The organism is Hymenobacter terrestris, from assembly GCF_013377905.1.
Lineage (GTDB): Bacteria > Bacteroidota > Bacteroidia > Cytophagales > Hymenobacteraceae > Hymenobacter > Hymenobacter terrestris.
The window spans coordinates 192991-211253 of sequence record NZ_JABKAV010000001.1 but is presented as its reverse complement, the minus strand read 5'-3'; the positions used below and the strand labels follow the sequence as shown (position 1 = coordinate 211253).

Sequence of the window (18263 nt, the reverse complement as noted above, 5' to 3'; positions counted from 1 at the left end):
TAGGAGCCTATGCTTCTGTTTGTGTATTCTGACTACTCGGCTGCCGCCCGCGCCGAGCTTACCCAAGGGCTACCAGCCAGTATCGACGTTCATTTCGCCACCGACCGGCACAGTGCCCAGCCGCCGGCCGCGCTGCAAACCGCTGGGCTGCTGCTGGGCAACCCACCCGCTGCCTGGCTCACCCCGCTGCCGCCCCAACTCCGGTTCTGGCAGATAGATTCGGCCGGCATCGACCAGTACCAGCAGCTGCGGCCCGGCTTTGCGGTGGCCAACATGGGCGACCTGTTTGCCTGGCCCTGCGCCGAAACCATGGTGGCCGGACTGCTGGCGCTGTTGCGCGGTCTGCCCCGACTAGCCGTGTGGCAAACCCGCCGACATTGGGAAGGCAGTGCGTTCCGGCAGCGGCTGGGGTTGCTGCGGGGCCGGCGGGTGCTGATACTGGGCCGCGGTAGCATTGGGCTGGCAGTGGCCGAGCAGCTTGGCGGCTTTGGGTGCGCGGTGCAGTTTCTGGCCCGCACCGACCCACAGGCCCAGCTGCACACCCATGCCGAAGTGCTGGCCGCCCTGCCCACCATCGATGTTGTGGTGAACTGCCTGCCAGGTAGCGCCACCGGCTACGTATCGGTTGATTTTCTGGCGGCCCTGTCCCCGCACGCCCTCTATGCCAGCGTGGGCCGCGGCTCGACCACTGATGAGCCCGCCCTGCTGGCGGCGCTGCAAGCCGGCCGCCTGGCCGGGGCCGTGCTCGACGTAACGGCCCAGGAGCCGCTGCCTACCGACAACCCGCTCTGGAGCCTGCCCAATGTGCTACTCACCCAGCACAGCGGCGGCGGCTACCCGGAGGAGGAAGCCGACCGCATTACGGTGTTTCTGCACAACCTGAGCCACTGGCAGCGGGGGGAGCCGCTGGAAAACGAGGTTACGTTAGGCCGCGGCTATTAGGGGTTCCTCCCTTTACTGCTTGCAGCGCTGGATACTGAGCTGTTCGGAAAGTCAATCAGAACGTCATGCTGAGCGGAGTCGAAGCATCTCTACCGCAGTAGTAGTCAATGCTGATTCAATAAAACGGTAGAGATGCTTCAGCAGGCGGACGCCAGACGAAGCATAACGTTCTGATTGGCTCTTGGCAGTATTCTATTCAGCGTCCGTATCAGCGGCCCACGCTTGCAACCTTTTCGCTCTCGGATGTACTCCTGCGCATACCACTTCACGCCAAGAAGCTATGCGCCAACGCTACTCCTTATTACTGGGCATCAGCCTGCTGATGGGCCTAACGGCCTGCCCCATGATAAATCCGGGCGAGCCGGTTGTGCTGCCCAGCTACCGCCCCCAGCTGATGGCCCGCAGCCAGCTGGAGCAGGCCGTAGCCGTGCTGCCGCCCCGCGAGCTGCACAACACCGGCAAAATTTACCTTCGCGACCCTTATCTGCTCATCAATGAGCGGTACGAGGGGGTACACATCATCGACAACCAGGACCCCACCAAGCCCCGGCCAGTGGCCTTTCTGCGCATTCCGGGCAACGTGGATGTAGCCATGCAGGGCTCCTTGCTCTACGCCGACAGCGGCTCCGACCTGCTGACGTTTGACATGCGGGACATGCAGCAGCCAAACCTGGTGCACCGGTTGCGCGAGGCGGTGCCAGAGCTGCCCATGCCCGAAAGCGGCACCGTGCCCGAGCAGTACCAGGCCGCCAACCGTCCCGCCGATGCCGTGGTAATCGGCTGGCAGAAACTTTAATTTTCGGGTCCGATGAAACACGTTTCCTCTTTTTTCGGGCTGGCTGCGGGGCTGCTGAGCCTGCTACTGTCGGCCTGTAGCGCCAGCAACGACGCCAGCCCCAACCTGGCCGCCGACAACGGCAAGGGCGGCTCGCTGGCCCGCTTCACGGTGCTCAACAACACGCTCTTCGTGGTCGATAACCAGAGTCTGCGCCTGTTTAGCCTGGCCAACCCGGCGGTTCCGGCCCGCGGGCAGGTGGTGCCGCTGGGATTGGGTATCGAAACCATTTACCCGCGGGCCCCCTACCTGTTTCTGGGTACCCAGCGCGGCATGTTCATCTTCGATGCCAGCGTGCCCGCGCAGCCCAAACAGGTGGCCTACTACGAGCACGTAGCCAGCTGCGACCCCGTGGTGGTAGATGAACGCTACGCCTACGTAACGCTGCGCGACGGCCGCAGCTGCGGCGGCGGGGCCAACCAACTGCAGGTAGTGGACCTGACCAACCTAGCCGCCCCGCGCCTGGCCCGGACCTACCCCATGACGCACCCCATGGGCCTGGGTATTGATAGCACGCTGCTGTTCGTGTGCGACCGAAACGAGCTCAAGGTGTTCGATACCAGCAACACACCCATGCTGTCGGCCCCCAAGGTTTTCCCGGTGAACGTGTCCGATGTGATTCCGCACCGCGGGCTGCTGCTGGCCATTGGTCCCGATGGGCTGTACCAATACCGCTACCGCAACGGCCAGCTCACGCCCCTGAGCAAGCTCGCCGTCAGCCCGACCAGCAAATGAAACGATTGCTCGGGGTAGGGGTGCTAAGCCTGGGGCTGCTGGCGCAGGCGCGAGGCCAGTCGGGTGCAGCTGAGCAGCCAGGCTCGCCGCTTTCCGATGCTCCCCGGCGCACCTGGGGGCTGTCCGTCGATTGGCTGCCGCTGCTGGCCAGCGGCTACCACTTCAGCCTGGAAAGAAGCCTGGGCGGACTCGGCGGCCGGCAGACAGTGGTGCTCACGCCGCAACTTTACCGGGGCCTGGTAGGCGAGCTGACCTCGGACCGCCACGAGGGCAATGCCGACCGGGTGCGGGGCTTCGGGCTGGCGGCGCAACACCGCTTCTACCTTGGTGCCCAGCCTACCCCGCTGGCGGGCACTTACCTAGCCTACGGATTAAATTACCAGCATTTCCGCCTTGATTTTCAGGCCCCGGGCTGGCAACCAGAACTGGCTGCGGATGGCCTTTACTACTACCAGTACGGCCTCCGCAACCAAACCGAAACCATTGACCGGTACGGGGCAACGCTGGTAGTCGGCCACCAGCTTGAAGCACCCGGCTCCCCTTTCTTTCTGGATATCTTTATGGGTCTGGGGCTGCGGCAGGCCACTTCCCGAACTACCACGCCCAGCCCGCAGTTTGCCACTACGAGCAGCGACTACGGCCACGCGGGCGCTTACCTGCCGGTGGGATTTCGGCTGGGCTTACACCTGTAGCCAACGACCGGGTACAACCATTGCGCTGGCTGCAGAGTAGGAAGAACAGGCCCTCTCCACTCTCTGCCTGACTTCTGCTTATGGATACGATCCGCACGTTTACCGCCGACTCCGAGCCGGCTCTTTGGGCGCAGGTAGCCGCTGATATGGCCCGCCAGCCCGATTTGTTCGATTACCGCGCCGACCTCATTCAGCCGCCCTACCGCGTGCGACTGGAACTGGATATTGATTTGGGCGGCGGCTTCGAAGGCGGCTACGAGCTGACCACCCTCCGGGCCGTAGTGCCCGGCCAGCCGGCCCTGCGCTTCGCCCTGCACGAGCAGGATTGGGTACACGAAATCGGCAAGCTATTGGGTCTGGAAGACGTGGAACTGGGCTATGCCGAGCTGGACCAGACGTTCATCATCAGCACCAACGACCCCAACACCCTGCGCCGGCTGCTGGCTGACCCGGCTGTGCACCAGACGCTGATGCGCCACCCTGCGGCCCGTTTCACGCTGGCCCCCGACTCGGATGCGGCTGATGCGCCGCTGCTGCTCACCTTCCATCTGGAGCGGGCCGTGGTAGAGCCGGAACGGCTGCGGGAGCTGTATGGGATGTTGCTACGGATGCTCCAGCAGCTGGCTCCTATAATTTCAGCCTAGCCTACACCACGCATTTAGCTTCAAAAACGCGCTAGCCCCGCCGTTATCCATAGCAGATAGCGGCGGGGCTAGCGCATTTTTGAGAGTAAAAATCACAGCACCAGCTGCCGGTAGAGCTGTTCGAGCGTGGCGGCTGGGTCGTGGCAGAGGCCGGGGTGTACGGGCGAGGTTTGGATGATGGTACTGCGGGTGGCCGTGAGCCAGCGGAAGCGGGAGGCCACGGCGAATTGCCCGATGGGCCCGCCCTCGCGCCGGCCGGCACAAATGCGCTCGAAGGCCCGCAGCCGGGCCCGCAGGTCGTCGAAATCGAGCTCGTGAGTCGGGCCGGTAAAGACCTGCAGCCGCGCTTCGGGCAACTGGCAGCGGGTTTCCAGGAAACCCTGAGAGGCGCAGTACAGAATCACGCCCACGTTTATAAATTCTTCGCGCTCCACGCGGGGCACCACCCGCAGCACGGCATACTCAAACAAGTGCATGGCGGGCGGCTTCAGCTTCGGCAACGAAGGTGGCAGAATCGGCCAGGCGGGCCGTCAGGAACTGTACGTATTGGGCGCGCTGCTCGTCGGGGCTCACGTCGGGCTCCTGCAGCCAGTCGTCGGGCACCAGGGCCACAATGGCTTCGATAACGGCGGGCGTGAGGCGGGCGCGGCCTTCGGTATCGGCCCAGGGCAACTCGGTAGCCTGGGGCAGCAGCACGTGGTCCTTTACCTGCGAGAATGGCCGCGGCTTAGGTGCCGCCCAGCCGGCGCCGGCGTGGTGCACGTACAGGGCCGCGCCGTGGTCGATGAGCCACAGTTCACGGTGCCACATGAGCAGGTTGGTGTTGCGGGCGGTGCGGTCTACATTCAGCGTCAGGCAGTCGAGCCACACGATGAGCGAGGCCAGTCGGGGCTCTATATCGAGCAGCAGCGGGTCGAAGGTGCCAGCCCCGGACAGAAAGTGCAGGCCCAGGTTGAGGCCGGTGCTGAAGCGCAGCAAGTCCTGGATTTCCTCGTCGGGCTCGGTGCGGCCGAAGGCTTCGTTCAGCTCAACGAACACCAGCTCGGGCATGCGCAAACCCAACTGCCGGGCCAGCTCGCCCACCACCAATTCGGCAATGAGAGCCTTCAGCCCCTGCCCCGCGCCCCGGAACTTGAGCACGTACATGAAGTTATCGTCGGCCTCCACCAGCGCGGGCAGCGAGCCACCTTCGCGCAGCGGAATTATGTAGCGCGTCACCTCCACAGTGCGCAGGGATAGGTCGGACATAAGTAGTTGGGAAGGGAACAGTCAGAATTTTATGGACGGGGCTCTGGCTGGCGCAAGGATTTGATGGGCTTGGTTTGCTGTTACAAAGAACGTCATGCGGAGCTTGCCGAAGCATCTCTACCGATTCGTTACGGTAGTAATCCAACAAAGCGGTAGAGATGCTTCGGCAAGCTCCGCATGACGTTCTGGTTTCATTCCAATCACCAGTACCCGGCTTCACTCCGCCGTTTTCAGTAGTTGCCGGTATAATAACCGGCCTTTCACTTCGGCCTGCAGCCAGTAGCTGCCGGCGGCCCAACCAGCGGTGGAGAGCAGCAGACTGCCATCGGGGCCACGGCGGAAGGTGGCGGGCACGGTGCGGCCCGCCGCGTCGGAAACGCGCACCTGGCTGGCCTGCAGCGCCCCCAGCGTCGAGCGGACGCTTACCTGGCCGCGCGTCGGATTGGGGGATACCAGCAGCTCAGCCGAATTGAACCGGGCCGTTGTAGACGTGACCAGCCCGCTGAGCTGATAGCGGCGCAGAAAACGCCATATCACCTGGCTGGCATTAATGTCGCGGTTGGTTACGCCGATATTTATAGGAGCACCCGGCCAGGTGTGGCCGCCCCCGATAATGCGGTAATGCTCGACCACGCTGCCGTTGCGCCCGCCGCTGAACACCTGCCGCTCGGCCGTGCTGCCATCGGTGGTGTTGATGTCGGGTATTGGCGTGATGACGGGCGTGGGGTTGCAGCCGTTGCGCTGAGCCCAGGCCGCCACCAGCTCGGGGATGGGCACGAACAGGCCGTTGCCCTGGTAGGGTACGGTGCCATCGGCGGTACCGTGGATTTCCAGTACCGGCACGGCCCGCACGGGGGCGCAGGCGTCGAGGTGGCTGCTAATCATGCTACCCGTTACCGAGGCAATGGCGGCAATACGGCTGTTGAGCCGGCAGGCCAGCTCGTAGCTCATGAAGCCGCCGTTGCTCATGCCGGTGCTGTACAGGCGCTGCTGGTTTACACGGTAACTGGCACTGATGGAGTCGATCAGGGCACTCAGAAAGCCTACATCATCGGGCCCACCGGCAGCGTAGGGCAGGAAGGTATTCCAGAAGCGCTGGCCGTTGGAGCCGACGGTGCCGTTGGGGTGCACGACGAGGAAATTGGCCGTGTCGGCAATGGCGCGGAAGTCGCCGTACTGCTCCTGCTCCACGTTGTTGGATCCGAAACCGTGCAGGTTGAGTAGCAGCGGGACGGCCTTGGTGCTATCGTAGGCCCGGGGCACATAGAGGCGGTAGTCGCGCACGGTGCCTTCGAAGCGGATGGAGCCGGTAATGGTTTGTTGGGCGCGGGCCGACGGCGCGAATGTGAGCAGCAAGCCCGTTAACAGGAGTAGTTGACGCATCATAGCAAGGAGGAGAAAAAGAACGGTACCACCGCCGCGAGTAGGACTGCCCCCGCGGTGGCTCTATGCTAGACGCGAAAACCCGTGCTATGTTTAGCCGTTGATGTCAACGCTGCTCAAAATGCACGACGTGGGGGCGGGGGGGGTTCCCGCCCCCCCCTCCCGCCCCCCCCACAGGAAAAGGTCCTCCGGGGGGGGTTAACGGCGGGGGGGGGGGGGGGGGGGCCCCCCCCCGCCCCTGCATCGTTCTTCAGCCAATATTCCGCAAAGAAACACGTTAGCCACCCTGCTTGCCTACCTTTGCGCCGAAATGTCGCTGTCTAAGTCTGTTTTTCTTGTTTTACTGCTGGTGCTGCCGCTGCTGGGGTGGTCGCAGGCCCGGCCCGCCGCCAAGCCTGGTAGCGGCCAGCCTATTGAGCTGATTTCGGCCAACTCGCTGGAGGGAGGCACCTTTAATGGCGTCGAAATCCGCAAGCTGCTGGGCAACGTGAGCCTACGCCAGGGCACCACACTGCTCTACGCCGACTCGATGTACCAATACCTGGAGCGCAACGCCATTGAGGCGTTCAGCAACGTGCGCATTATCCAGAACGATACCATCACGATAACCGGCAACCGCGGCACCTACGACGGCGACACCCGCAAGGCCCGCATGGTGGGCAACGTAACGCTGCGCGACCCGCGCATGACCCTCACCACCCAACTGCTCGACTACGACCTGGCCAACAACCTGGCCTACTACAGTACCGGCGGCCACCTCCAAGACCCTAAAAACACGCTCGACAGCCAGTTTGGCTATTATAACACCGTCAGCAAAGTGTTCAGCTTCAAGCGCAACGTGAAGCTGGTAACGCCCGAAAACGTTATCACTACCGATACGCTGCAGTACAACACCGTCAGCAAAGTGGCCTATTTCTTCGGCCCCACGCGCATTACGGGCAAAGACAAAAACCTGTATGCCGAAAACGGCACCTATAATACCGCCACTAAAGAGGCCAACTTCGGCCGCAACGCTAAAATAGAAACGCCGGAATATCTGCTCGGTGGCGACAAGTTGTTTTACAACGAGCTGACCGCGTACGGCGTGGCGACGGGCCGGGTGTCAATGATTTCTAAGAAAGATAACCTCGAAATCCGGGGTGATGTAGGGCGCTATTGGCGGGCCCAGGGCCGCGCCAAGGTGTACGGCAGCCGCCCCGTGATGCGCAACATTTCGGGCAAAGACACCCTCTACCTCACGGCCGATACACTGGTTAGCATCGAAGGAAAGCCGCCGCTGAACAAGGGCTCCGTGATTTACGCTTATAAAAAGGCTCGGATTTTCCGCTCCGATTTGCAGGGCCGGGCCGACTCGCTGACCTACGACCGCCAGGATTCCATCATCTACCTCAGCCACGACCCGGTGCTGTGGACCAAGAAAAACCAGCTGACGGCCGACTCAATGGAAATCCGGCAGCGCCGGGGCAAAATCGACCAGATGCGGCTCTACGGCCACGCGTTCAGCATCGGCCTCGATACCATTGGCAACTACAACCAAGTGAAAGGCCGTACCATGGTGGCCTACTTCGGGGAGAAGGCCATAAAAAAAATTGACGTGGTTGGCAACGCCGAGAGCCTATACTATGCTCTTGAGGGCGACACGGCCGTCTCGGGCGTCAACAAGTCGCTCTCGGCCACCATGGCCCTGCGCTTCGCCGACGACGAGCTGCAAACCATCAGTTTCATCACCAACCCCGAAGCCAAGTTCATCCCGCCCAACGAGCTCAAACCTGATGAGGCCAAGCTTAAGGATTTCCGGTGGCGACCCGACGACCGGCCCACCCGCCGCCAGACGTTGGGCAAGCACTTCGCCCTTCCTGTAAAGCTAAAGCCTAAAAAGAAGCCTGCTTCTGCCCGAAAGCCGCCGACTAAATCTAAGGGTAAAGCGCCGGTGAAACGGTAACCAATAAACGTCATTCAGAGCGCAGCGAAGAATCTCGCTCGCAACAAATGAACGTCAAACGGGCGAGAAATTAACGCGAGATTCTTCGCTGCGCTCTGAATGACGTTCTTCTTAGCAACTGGCAACTCACAACTGATTATTCGTACCTTTGCGCCCTTATGCTGTCATTCCGTCCTGCTTTTTTTGTTCTGCTCCTCAGCACGCTGCTGTTGGGCTCCTGCTCCGGCTACCAGAAGCTGCTCAAGAGCACCGACGTGAACAAGAAGTACGAAGCCGCCATCCAGTACTACGAAAAGGAGGACTTCTTTAAAGCCGGTACGCTGCTCGAAGAGCTGATTCCGCTGCTCAGGGGCCGCCCCGAAGCTGAAAAGGCCCAGTTTTACTTTGCCAACACCAACTACCGCCAGCGCAACTACACGCTGGCAGCCTACTATTTCAAGACTTTCCACGACACCTATCCGAACTCGGATTTTGCCCAGGAGGCGTACTTCATGCACGCGAAGTCGCTGTTCAAGGATTCGCCCGAGTTCCAACTCGACCAGACGAATACGTACACGGCTCTGGAAGTAATTCAGGAGTTTCTGAACCGCTACCCCGAAAGCAAGTTCCGGACGGAGGTGGAGGGAATGTCGCAGGAGTTGCAGAAGAAGCTGGAGAATAAAGCGTTTCTCTCGGCCAAGCTCTACTACGACCTGCGCTATTACCAGTCGGCCGTTACGGCTCTAACCAACTTCCAGCAGCAGTACCCAGCTTCGGCTTACGGCGAGCAAGCCGCTTTCCTTAAGCTCAGCGCCCAGTTCGACCTGGCTACCGAATCGGTGGCGGAGAAACAGCTGGAACGCTATAACGAAACGCTGGCGTTCTACCAGAGCTTCATCGACACCTTTCCGCAGAGCAAGCAGCTGAAAGACGCCGAGAAAATGTACGACAACGCCCGCGTTGCCGCCGACAAGCTGAAAGCGGCCGACACGGCTGCTGTTAAGTAAGGGCTTTCGCGCCCGGTATCACCTAAGAACCTCGAAAACTCACCATATGAAGACGCCCAACAACACTTCCGCTTCCATCGTCACGCGTAACATGTCGGACTTCACCCCCGAAACCGGCAACGTGTACGAGAGCATTGCTATTATCTCGAAGCGCGCCAACCAGCTCTCCATCAAGCTGAAAGAGGAGCTGAACGGCAAGCTGGCCGAGTTTGCCACTACCGTCGACAACCTGGAGGAGGTCTTTGAAAACCGCGAGCAAATCGAGATTTCCAAGCACTACGAGCGCCTGCCCAAGCCCACCAACCTGGCTATCGAAGAGTTCCTGGAAGGCAAAGTGTACCACAGCACGCCCGAGCAGGAAGCTGAGAAGAACGCGTAAGTTGGCCTTCCCGGTCGGCCGCAGCCTCCCCGCCACCCGGACCAACCCGGGCGACGGGGAGGCTGCGGCGTGTAGGGCAATGCGTTGCCATACTGCCGGCCAGCCTAAATCCGTAAATCCGCAGGCGAATTTCTGCTTCGCCTAACTTCGCGTATGTCGTTACAGGGTCGAAAAATTCTGCTGGGTGTGAGTGGCAGTATTGCCGCCTACAAAGCCGCGCCGCTGGTACGCCTGCTGGTGAAGGCCGGGGCCGAAGTGCGCGTGGTGCTGACGCCCGCCGCCACGGCTTTCGTTACGCCGCTCACGCTGGCCACGCTGTCCAAGAATCCGGTTCTGCAGGGCTTCCTCAAGGATGAGCGGGCCGGCGAGTGGCACAACCACGTCGAGCTGGGCCTGTGGGCCGATGCGCTGGTGGTGGCCCCGGCCTCGGCCAATACCCTGGCCCACCTTGCCCTGGGCCTCTGCGACACGCTGCTCGACGCTGTGTACCTCTCGGCCCGCTGCCCCGTGTTTGTGGCCCCCGCCATGGACCTCGACATGTACCAGCACCCGGCCACCCAAGCCAATCTGGCGCGCCTGCGCAGCTACGGCAACACGGTGTGGGAGTCGCCGGCCGGCGAGCTGGCCAGCGGCCTGAGCGGCCCCGGCCGCATGCTGGAGCCCGAAGACATTGTGCGCGCGCTGGTGAAGGAATTACAGATTAAAGGTTAAAATATGCGCGTTTTGATAACGGCCGGTCCGACTTACGAACCCCTCGACCCAGTGCGGTTTTTGGGCAACCACAGCACCGGCAAAATGGGTTACGCGCTGGCCGAAGCCTTTGCCGAAGCCGGGGCCGAAGTAGCCCTTATCAGCGGCCCCACCAGCCTGCCCGATCCGGCTAATGCGCATATCCTGACCACGCGGGTGCAGACGGCGGCCGAGATGTACGATGCCGCTGCCAATGCGGCTCGCCTGGCCGACGTGTGGGTGTTTGCGGCCGCTGTAGCCGACTACCGGCCGGCGGAGGCAGCTACCCAGAAGATCAAGAAAAGCGGCGAGCGGCTGACGCTGGAGCTGGTAAAAAACGTGGATATTGCCTTCGAGCTCGGAAAAACCAAGCGGCCCGAACAATTTTCGGTGGGCTTTGCGTTGGAAACGGAGGACGAGCAGGCCCACGCGCTGGGCAAGCTGGCCCGCAAGAATTTCGACCTGATTGTGCTCAACTCGTTGCGCGATGCCGGGGCCGGTTTCCGCCATGATACCAACCAGGTAACTTTGCTCGAAGCCGACGGCCGCGTAACGCCGTTCGGGCTGAAATCTAAAACCAGCGTCGCCCTCGATATTGTGGGCGTCGTACTCGACCGTTTAGCCGCCCGCCATGTCTAAGTTTCAGTTGCTGTTTTTGCTGCCGCTATTGGTGCTGCTGCGCCCCGCCCGGGCCCAGGAGCTGCAGGCTGAAGTAACCGTTTCGACCGAGAACGTAACGATTTCGGACCCGCAGCTGGTGCAGAATTTGCGCAACGATATGCAGAACTTCCTCAACAGCCGGTCCTTTACCAACCGCGCATTCCGGCCCGAGGAACGCATCCGCTGCCGGCTGTTCGTAGGCATCACCGAAATTCCGCAGAACGGCACGTACCGGGCTACGGTGCGTATTGTGAGCAGCCGGCCGGTGTATGGCACCGGCTACGAAAGCAACGTGTTGAGTTTTGCCGACCGGGGCTGGATTTTCAACTATTCGCCCCAGAATCCGCTGGAGTACTCCGAAAATACCTTCGTCGGCAACCTCTCGTCACTGCTGTCATTTTATGCCTATATGATGATCGGGCTGGACCAGGACAGTTTTGCGTCGTTGAGTGGCGGCCCTTACTACGACCGGGCCCGGCAGATTCTGACCAACGCCGCCTCGCAGAATATTACCAACGAATCGGACCCCGGCTGGAAGGATGAAAACAGTGGCAACCGCTACTGGCTGCTCAACAACCTGCAGGATCCGCAGCTACAGGCCTTCCGTAGCGGCATGTACGCCTACTACCGCCAGGGCCTCGATATCTTCATCACCCAACCCGAGGAGGCCCGCACCAACATGTTCACGGCTCTGCAGGATGTGCAGAAGGCCGTGCAGCGCCGCCCCGGCACCCTGTTCGCCCGCTCGTTCTTCCAGACCAAGGCCGACGAAATTTCCAACGTTTTCCGTACCAGCCCCGACCAGCAGCAGAAAACCAGTCTCGTGACGCTGCTCACCGAAACCGACCCCACCAACTCGTCGAAGTACGAAACGATTCTGCGCCAGCCATAATTTTGTTAGCTGTTAGCTGTTAGCTGTTAGCTGTTAGCTTTTAACGATGTAGGGGCGGGGCTTTTCCCCCCCCCCCCTTTAACGGATATGTTGTACGGGGGCTTTTTGCCCTGAATTTGGTGTTTCCGCGGCGGGGGGGGGGGGGGGGCCGCCCCCCCCCCCCCCCCCCCGTTACAAATTATAAAACCCAAAAGGAAAACAGCCCCGGGGGGGGGGGGGGAAAAACCCCCCGCCCCTACATCGACCTGGTTACCTGCCAAAAACCAATCAGGTGGCAAACCGGCAGAAGGTGCCCAGCGGGAGCTTGCGGGCTCCGGCATCGTGCAGGTAGATTTCCCCGATTTCGCGCTTGTCGCGCATGGTGGGGAAGATTTCGCTTACCAGGTTGTCCAGAATCAGGGCCGAGAAACCGAGCGAGTAGAGGTTGACGAGGAAGAAGTGGTCTTCGGGGTCGAGCAGCTGCTGGCAGAGCTTGAGCATCTCGTTGAGCTCGTCTTCGAGCTGCCACTTCTCGCCGTTGGGGCCGCGGCCGTAAGCGGGCGGGTCGAGGATGAGGCCCTGGTACTTGCTGCCGCGTTTTACCTCGCGCTTTACGTATTTCATGGCATCCTCCACCAGCCAGCGCACCCCATCAATACCCGAGGCTTCCATGTTGTCGCGGGCCCAGAAATTCACCTGCTTCACCGAGTCGAGGTGCGTGACGTCGGCACCGGCGGCGCGGGCGGCCAGGGTGGCCGCGCCGGTGTAGGCAAACAGGTTGAGCACCCGCGGCTGGGCCGCTTTACGCCGCCGCGTTTCGTTGTAGATGAACTGCCAGTTGGGGTCCTGCTCCGGAAACAGCCCCACGTGCTTGAACGACGACATGCCCAGCCGGAACCGCAGCTTCAGGCCGTCGGGACGCTCGTAGTTGATGTGCCACTGCTCGGGCGTGCCGGGCTTTATTTTCCACTGGCCGCGCTCTTGGCTGCCTTTTTCGCGGGTGAAAATGGCGTTGGCGCGCTGCCATTCCGAGGCCGGCAGGTGCGGGTCCCAGATGGCCTGCGGTTCGGGCCGGGCCAGAATGTGCTGGCCGAAACGCTCCAGCTTCTCGAAGTTGCCCGCGTCGAGCAGCTCGTAATCGGCCCAGGGGCTCGTGGTAAGGAAAGTATACATGCTGGGGCAAAGATAAGATTTGACGCTGTAGGGGCGGGGCTTGCCCCCGTCCGCCATCCGCGCCGTCGAGCAGAATCGTTGAATCGATGCGTATGGCGAGCTGGGACAAGCCCTGCCCCTACGTCGTTACCCCTTATCTTTGCCCCATGAGTACCACGCTGCACTTCTATAAATACCAAGGCACCGGCAACGACTTTGTAATGGTCGATGACCGCGCCAAACAGTTCGATGCCGCCGACCACGAGCTAGTGCGCCGGCTCTGCGACCGGCGCCGCGGCATCGGGGCCGACGGGCTGATTCTGCTGCGCGAGCATGCCGACTACGATTTCGAGATGGTGTATTTCAATGCCGATGGCCATCTGGGCTCGATGTGCGGCAACGGTGGCCGCTGTACGGTGGCCTTCGCCCGCCAGTTGGGCGTCATCGAAACCGACACCCATTTCCTGGCCATCGACGGCCCCCACGAAGCCCGCGTGGCGGCCGACGGCACCGTGCACCTGCGCATGCAGGACGTGCGTGGCCAGCAGGAAATCGACGAGTATGGCGTGTTCCTCGACACCGGCTCGCCCCACCTAGTGCGCTTCCAGCCCGCGGGCAGCCTGAGCGGGCTGGACGTGGTAACCGAAGGCCGCACTTTGCGCAACGGCGACTTATTCCGCGAAAAAGGCACCAACGTAAACTTCGTGGAGGTGCCGGCTACGCCCGACCAACCCTGGCCGGTACGCACCTACGAGCGCGGCGTGGAAGACGAAACGCTAAGCTGCGGCACCGGCGTGACGGCCGTGGCCCTAGCTGCCTCGCGGCACGGCGCGGCCAGCCCCGTACGCCTGCGCACGCCTGGCGGGGAGCTGCAAGTTGCCTTCGAAGCGCACCCCGACGGCTCATTTGTCAACATCTACCTCAGCGGACCCGCCACCTTTGTATTCGAAGGCACGATTTAGTTTTTAAAGCATAGCTGGTAGTGCGAATATCCAAACGTCATTCAGAGCGCAGCGAAGAATCTCATTTGGGTATTCACACTATCAGCTACACGCTAATCCATGTCCGAAACTGACTTCCTCTCCGTCCATAATATCAGCCTGGAGGAGCACGGCCAGCCGATACTAAACGGCATCAGCTTCGGGCAGCCGGCCGGTCGCAAGCTGGCGCTAGCAGGCGAATCGGGGGCGGGGAAAAGTACGTTGTTGCAGGTAATTGCCGGGCTGGTGCAGCCCACGGCGGGTGAGGTGCGTTTTGCCGGCCGCCGGGTGCGCGGACCCCAAGAGGTGTTGGTGCCGGGCCATCCGGGTGTCGTATATCTGTCGCAGAAGTCCGATTTACCCAAGTCGTTGCGGGTGGAGCAGGTGCTGCGTTACGCCAGCAAGCGGCCCGAGGCCGAGGCCCAGGCCGTGTATGAGGTCTGCCGCATCGGCCCGCTGATGGCCCGGCGCACCAACCAGCTTTCGGGCGGCGAGCAGCAGCGGGTGGCGCTGGCGCGGCTGCTGCTCTCGGCCCCGCGCCTGCTGCTGCTCGACGAGCCTTTCTCCAACCTCGACCGCACCCACAAGCACCAGCTCCAGGAGGTCATCCGCGACGTGGGGGAGGAGCTGGACATCACCTGCCTGCTCGTCTCGCACGACCCTACCGACACGCTGCCCTGGGCCGATGAGCTGCTGGTGCTACACCGCGGCCGATTAGTGCAGCAGGGCACTGCCGAACAGGTGTACCGCCAGCCGGTCAGCGAATATGCCGCCGCCCTGTTCGGCGACTATAACCGCTTCGAAGGCCCCGATTTGCGCGCCCTGCTGGCTGCCCCGCGTCGTCGGTTGCCCAGCCCGGTGCTGCTTGTTCGCCCCGAAAACCTGCAGCTGGCCCCCGCCGGTAGCCCCGGCGCGGCCGGCACCGTGCGGGCCGTGCGCTTTATGGGCAGCTACTACGAGGTCGAAGTGCAGCTACCAGCCACGCTCTTGCGAGTACGCCTACCAGCTGCAACAGTGGTAGCAGGCGAGGCGGTAACGGTGCAGTTGGCGGAGGGTGCGCCAGTTTCGTTTGTTGATTTACCAGCGTAGAATATAGCATTCAACCGGGTGGAGTTTTGCCAAACGTTTTAAGCCGGATGGGCACTCCCAGCGTGGCGCTAACCCCGGAGCCGCGGATATGCAGCGTAGTGGCCCCGCGCTGCGAATTGTATTGATACTGTACTGGCACTAGCAGCATATCCGTGAGGCCCTGCGTGTAGTAAATGCTCAGGTTCAGCCGCTCCTTACCCAATCGGTAGAAGCGGGCCGTAACGCCGCCCATCAGAAATCCGCCCCACTTGCGACGCACGATAATGGTTTGGCGGAAGTCGATAGTATCGTAAAACAAGCCACCAGCATCCACTCCTCCACAATCCAAGCAGTTATTGCCAAGCCGATTCAGCCCACCACCCAGTACCGCATCTAGCCGGAAACTGGCCAGATACGTGTGGCGAATAGTGTCGATTTCGCGGATATTTATTTCGCGGAATGTTTTGCTGAGCAGCACTGGCAACTGGTGCATATATACGCCGGTGCCATGTCCCTTCCATTCGCCGTGAAATGGATTTACAGTATATTTTTGGGGCATCTGGAGGCTATAGGCCCAAGCCAAAGAACTGCCGCTGTAGCCGGCCGCTATGCCCAACTTCTCTTCCATCTGAAGCCGTAGCATTACGACGCCCTGCTCGTCAAAGCTCATATCTCTGAGCGTGCTGTAAGGCTTGAAAGGCCGCGTACCTTTGCCGAAGTAAGCTCCTTCGGCTTGATTATGGTTGACGCCCGACCGGAGGTCCAGGTAAAGCTTGCTTTGAGCATAGCTAACGGACGTGCTAAGCAGCAGTAGAATGAGGGATAAGTAGAGAAGCTTGAGCATAAGAATAAAAAGAATAGGGTCGCGGTGGAATGCCAGACAAGCTAACGGTTAGCGAAGTAGCACCGATATACCGTTATCCTACTATATTTCTAGTCTGCTATCATCCACCTCATGTTGCAATCCGACCTCATCCGCCTGCGCCCGCTCGAAGCCGACGACCTCGATTTCCTGTATCAGCTGGAAAACGACCCGGCCGTGTGGGGCGTGTCGGATACGCTGGCGCCTGTGTCGCGGCATGTGCTGCGGCAGTATCTGGACAGCGCGGCGGCCGATTTTTTTGAGGTGCGGCAGCTGCGGCTGGTACTCGAAGATTCGGCCAGCGGAGCGGCGGTGGGCACGTTGGATTTGTATGGCTTCGAACCGCTGCACCAGCGGGCCGGCGTAGGCATTACGGTGCTGGCCAGCCACCGACGCCGCGGCTACGCCCAGGCCGCGCTGATGTTACTGCTGCCCTACGCCCAACAGGTGCTACGCCTGCACCAGCTACACTGCACTATCGGGGCCGATAATGAGGCCAGCCAGCAACTGTTTGCGGCGGCGGGCTTTGCGCGGGTGGGCGTGCGGCGCGAGTGGCTGCGCACCGCCGACGGCTGGCAGGATGCTGTGGAAATGCAGTGCCTGTTGTAACCGGCCGCACAATGCAGCTGACTTTCACCGAAGTTGCCGCGCTTAACCGACCTGCTGATAATAAGTTTACAGCATCTTCAGGCTACTATATGTGGCTTCTGCCAGACAGGAGAAATAGTAGTAGCTCAACAATATCCTTTTAAAAAGGCGGGCGTATAGGCGAAGGGAGCCGGGCAGACAGGTCCGTGTAGTTACCCGGTTTTCTTCATTCGTTTATACTGCTTTCTATGCCATCTGCCCCGCTGGCGGAGGTGCCCGTGCCCTCCGCTGCCGCCAACTACGTTGGCCAAACCACTACTTATACTTATTCTCTGCCCGATGTAGTGTGCTTTGCACACCTGCACTGGGATTTCGTGTGGCAGCGGCCCCAGCACCTGATGTCGCGCTTTGCCCAACAGGGGCGCGTGTTTTACGTGGAGGACGCCTTCTACCATGACAACGACGAGGTGCAGCCTCATATCGAAATAAAGGAGCGTCCCCACGGCCTGAAAGTAGTGGTAGCCCACCTGCCCGACCGCCTGCGCCACGACATACCAGTAGCCGACGCTGCCCAACAGGCGCTCCTACAGCAGTTTTTCCGCGACCAGAACCTAACCAACTACCTGTTCTGGTACTACACGCCCATGGCTTTGGGCAAGTCAGGCGGCTTTGCGCCGGCTCTCACGGTGTACGACTGCATGGACGAGTTGGCCAACTTCAAGTTCGCGCCGCCCGAGTTGCGCGAGCGGGAGCAGGAGCTGTTCCGCAAGGCCGACCTCGTGTTTACCGGCGGCCACACGCTCTACGAGGCCAAGCGCCAGCAGCACCCCGACGCGCACCCGTTCCCGAGCAGCATTGATAAAGACCATTTCGGCCAGGCCCGCCAGCCGCTGCCCGACCCCGCCGACCAGGCCGGCATTGCGCATCCTCGCATCGGCTTCTTCGGAGTAGTAGATGAGCGGCTTGATATTGAGCTGCTGGGCCAGCTGGCCGAAGCGCATGCTGAGTGGCAATTCGTCATCATCGGGCCGGTCGTCAAAATTGACTCCGCCACGCTGCCCCAGTCGGCCAACATTCACTACCTCGGCGGCAAAGATTACAAGGAGTTACCCACTTACCTGGCGGGCTGGGATGTGGCCACGCTGCTGTTTGCCGATAACGAAAGCACCAAGTTCATCTCGCCCACTAAAACGCCCGAATACCTGGCCGCCGGCCGGCCCGTTGTCAGTACGCCCATCCGCGACGTGGTGCGGCCCTATGGCGAGCTGAACTTGGTACAGATTGCCGCCACCGCCGACGAATTCGGCCAAGCCATTGCAACAGCCCTCACCCAAACCCAGGACGCTGACTGGCGCCAGCGCACCGACGAGTATCTGGCAACCATCAGTTGGGACCAGACCTGGCAACAAATGGTAGAACTGATGCAGCAGAGAACTGAAGCAAAGCGGCTGGCAACCTGAAAGTAGTAGTAATAGTTTCGCCGAAATAGCTAATTATTTTGGCTGAATTTGCTAAAAAAAGGCATCAAAAGGCAGCTTGTTTTGTTCAAGCAAACAGAATCTGCTCT

20 protein-coding genes are annotated in these 18263 nt (G+C 61.1%); 15 read left to right on the top strand and 5 right to left on the bottom strand.

The features are described from left to right. The first annotated feature begins 21 nt into the window (after positions 1–21). The 5 genes from HW556_RS00890 (at position 22) to HW556_RS00870 (ending at position 3848) form a co-directional block, all read left to right on the top strand. On the top strand, positions 22–942 hold the full coding sequence (locus tag HW556_RS00890; protein WP_317170456.1) for an NAD(P)-dependent oxidoreductase: 921 nt from the start codon (positions 22–24) through the stop codon (positions 940–942). A 280-nt stretch (positions 943–1222) separates the two neighbouring features. After that, entirely contained in the window at positions 1223–1738 is a 516-nt protein-coding gene (locus HW556_RS00885; protein ID WP_176897087.1) for an LVIVD repeat-containing protein, read from the top strand. Positions 1739–1750: 12 nt separating this feature from the next. Continuing rightward, the gene (locus HW556_RS00880; RefSeq protein WP_176897085.1) at positions 1751–2512 is read left to right on the top strand and encodes an LVIVD repeat-containing protein; all 762 of its coding nucleotides are present in this window, start codon (positions 1751–1753) and stop codon (positions 2510–2512) included. Further along, on the top strand, positions 2509–3204 hold the full coding sequence (locus tag HW556_RS00875; RefSeq protein ID WP_176897083.1) for a hypothetical protein: 696 nt from the start codon (positions 2509–2511) through the stop codon (positions 3202–3204). Before HW556_RS00880 ends, HW556_RS00875 begins: the two co-directional genes overlap by 4 nt. Positions 3205–3284: 80 nt before the next feature. Beyond that, positions 3285–3848 carry a hypothetical protein gene (locus tag HW556_RS00870; RefSeq protein ID WP_176897081.1) on the top strand — a complete coding sequence of 188 codons (564 nt, stop codon included), beginning with the start codon at positions 3285–3287 and terminating at the stop codon, positions 3846–3848. Positions 3849–3940: 92 nt separating this feature from the next. Here the strand turns inward: HW556_RS00870 and HW556_RS00865 are convergent, their stop codons facing one another. From HW556_RS00865 to HW556_RS00855, 3 genes are all read right to left on the bottom strand, one after another. Next, positions 3941–4324, bottom strand: a complete 384-nt coding sequence (locus HW556_RS00865; protein WP_176897079.1) for a DUF3037 domain-containing protein — start codon at positions 4322–4324, stop codon at positions 3941–3943. Continuing rightward, positions 4311–5096, bottom strand: a complete 786-nt coding sequence (locus HW556_RS00860; protein WP_176897077.1) for a HipA family kinase — start codon at positions 5094–5096, stop codon at positions 4311–4313. The genes HW556_RS00865 and HW556_RS00860 overlap by 14 nt, the downstream gene beginning before the upstream one ends. Positions 5097–5312: 216 nt before the next feature. Next, a complete protein-coding gene (locus HW556_RS00855; RefSeq protein WP_176897075.1) occupies positions 5313–6482 on the bottom strand; it encodes an extracellular catalytic domain type 1 short-chain-length polyhydroxyalkanoate depolymerase in 1170 nt (389 codons plus the stop codon). Between the two features lie 307 nt (positions 6483–6789). Here HW556_RS00855 and HW556_RS00850 point away from each other — a divergent pair, with 307 nt between their 5' ends. The 6 genes from HW556_RS00850 (at position 6790) to porD (ending at position 12067) form a co-directional block, all read left to right on the top strand. Next, entirely contained in the window at positions 6790–8421 is a 1632-nt protein-coding gene (locus tag HW556_RS00850) for an OstA-like protein (protein ID WP_176897073.1), read from the top strand. A gap of 158 nt (positions 8422–8579) precedes the next feature. Continuing rightward, positions 8580–9407, top strand: coding sequence for an outer membrane protein assembly factor BamD (locus HW556_RS00845; protein ID WP_176897072.1), 828 nt, complete (start codon positions 8580–8582; stop codon positions 9405–9407). A 46-nt stretch (positions 9408–9453) separates the two neighbouring features. Next, positions 9454–9786 carry a DNA-directed RNA polymerase subunit omega gene (locus HW556_RS00840; protein ID WP_176897071.1) on the top strand — a complete coding sequence of 111 codons (333 nt, stop codon included), beginning with the start codon at positions 9454–9456 and terminating at the stop codon, positions 9784–9786. Between the two features lie 153 nt (positions 9787–9939). Next, entirely contained in the window at positions 9940–10497 is a 558-nt protein-coding gene (locus tag HW556_RS18875) for a flavoprotein (protein WP_317170454.1), read from the top strand. Positions 10498–10500: 3 nt separating this feature from the next. Next, complete coding sequence (locus tag HW556_RS18870) at positions 10501–11154, top strand: phosphopantothenoylcysteine decarboxylase (protein ID WP_317170453.1); 654 nt, start codon at positions 10501–10503, stop codon at positions 11152–11154. Then, positions 11147–12067 carry a type IX secretion system protein PorD gene (gene porD / locus HW556_RS00830; RefSeq protein WP_176897070.1) on the top strand — a complete coding sequence of 307 codons (921 nt, stop codon included), beginning with the start codon at positions 11147–11149 and terminating at the stop codon, positions 12065–12067. The genes HW556_RS18870 and porD overlap by 8 nt, the downstream gene beginning before the upstream one ends. Before the next feature lie 267 nt (positions 12068–12334). On the opposite strand, the gene HW556_RS00825 is transcribed toward porD, so the two are convergent. Then, on the bottom strand, positions 12335–13219 hold the full coding sequence (locus HW556_RS00825) for a class I SAM-dependent methyltransferase (protein WP_176897069.1): 885 nt from the start codon (positions 13217–13219) through the stop codon (positions 12335–12337). Between the two features lie 146 nt (positions 13220–13365). On the opposite strand from HW556_RS00825, the gene dapF reads away from it, so the two are divergent. After that, entirely contained in the window at positions 13366–14160 is a 795-nt protein-coding gene (gene dapF / locus HW556_RS00820) for a diaminopimelate epimerase (protein WP_176897068.1), read from the top strand. Between the two features lie 99 nt (positions 14161–14259). Further along, positions 14260–15267, top strand: coding sequence for an ABC transporter ATP-binding protein (locus tag HW556_RS00815; protein ID WP_176897067.1), 1008 nt, complete (start codon positions 14260–14262; stop codon positions 15265–15267). Between the two features lie 10 nt (positions 15268–15277). Here HW556_RS00815 and HW556_RS00810 read toward each other — a convergent pair whose 3' ends face one another. Further along, on the bottom strand, positions 15278–16090 hold the full coding sequence (locus HW556_RS00810) for a hypothetical protein (RefSeq protein WP_176897065.1): 813 nt from the start codon (positions 16088–16090) through the stop codon (positions 15278–15280). Between the two features lie 111 nt (positions 16091–16201). Between HW556_RS00810 and HW556_RS00805 the strand changes: the two genes are divergently transcribed. Together HW556_RS00805 and HW556_RS00800 are read left to right on the top strand one after the other, a co-directional pair. Continuing rightward, on the top strand, positions 16202–16717 hold the full coding sequence (locus tag HW556_RS00805; protein ID WP_176897064.1) for a GNAT family N-acetyltransferase: 516 nt from the start codon (positions 16202–16204) through the stop codon (positions 16715–16717). Between the two features lie 227 nt (positions 16718–16944). Next, entirely contained in the window at positions 16945–18156 is a 1212-nt protein-coding gene (locus HW556_RS00800; protein ID WP_246289469.1) for a glycosyltransferase family 1 protein, read from the top strand. The last annotated feature ends 107 nt before the right edge of the window (positions 18157–18263 follow it).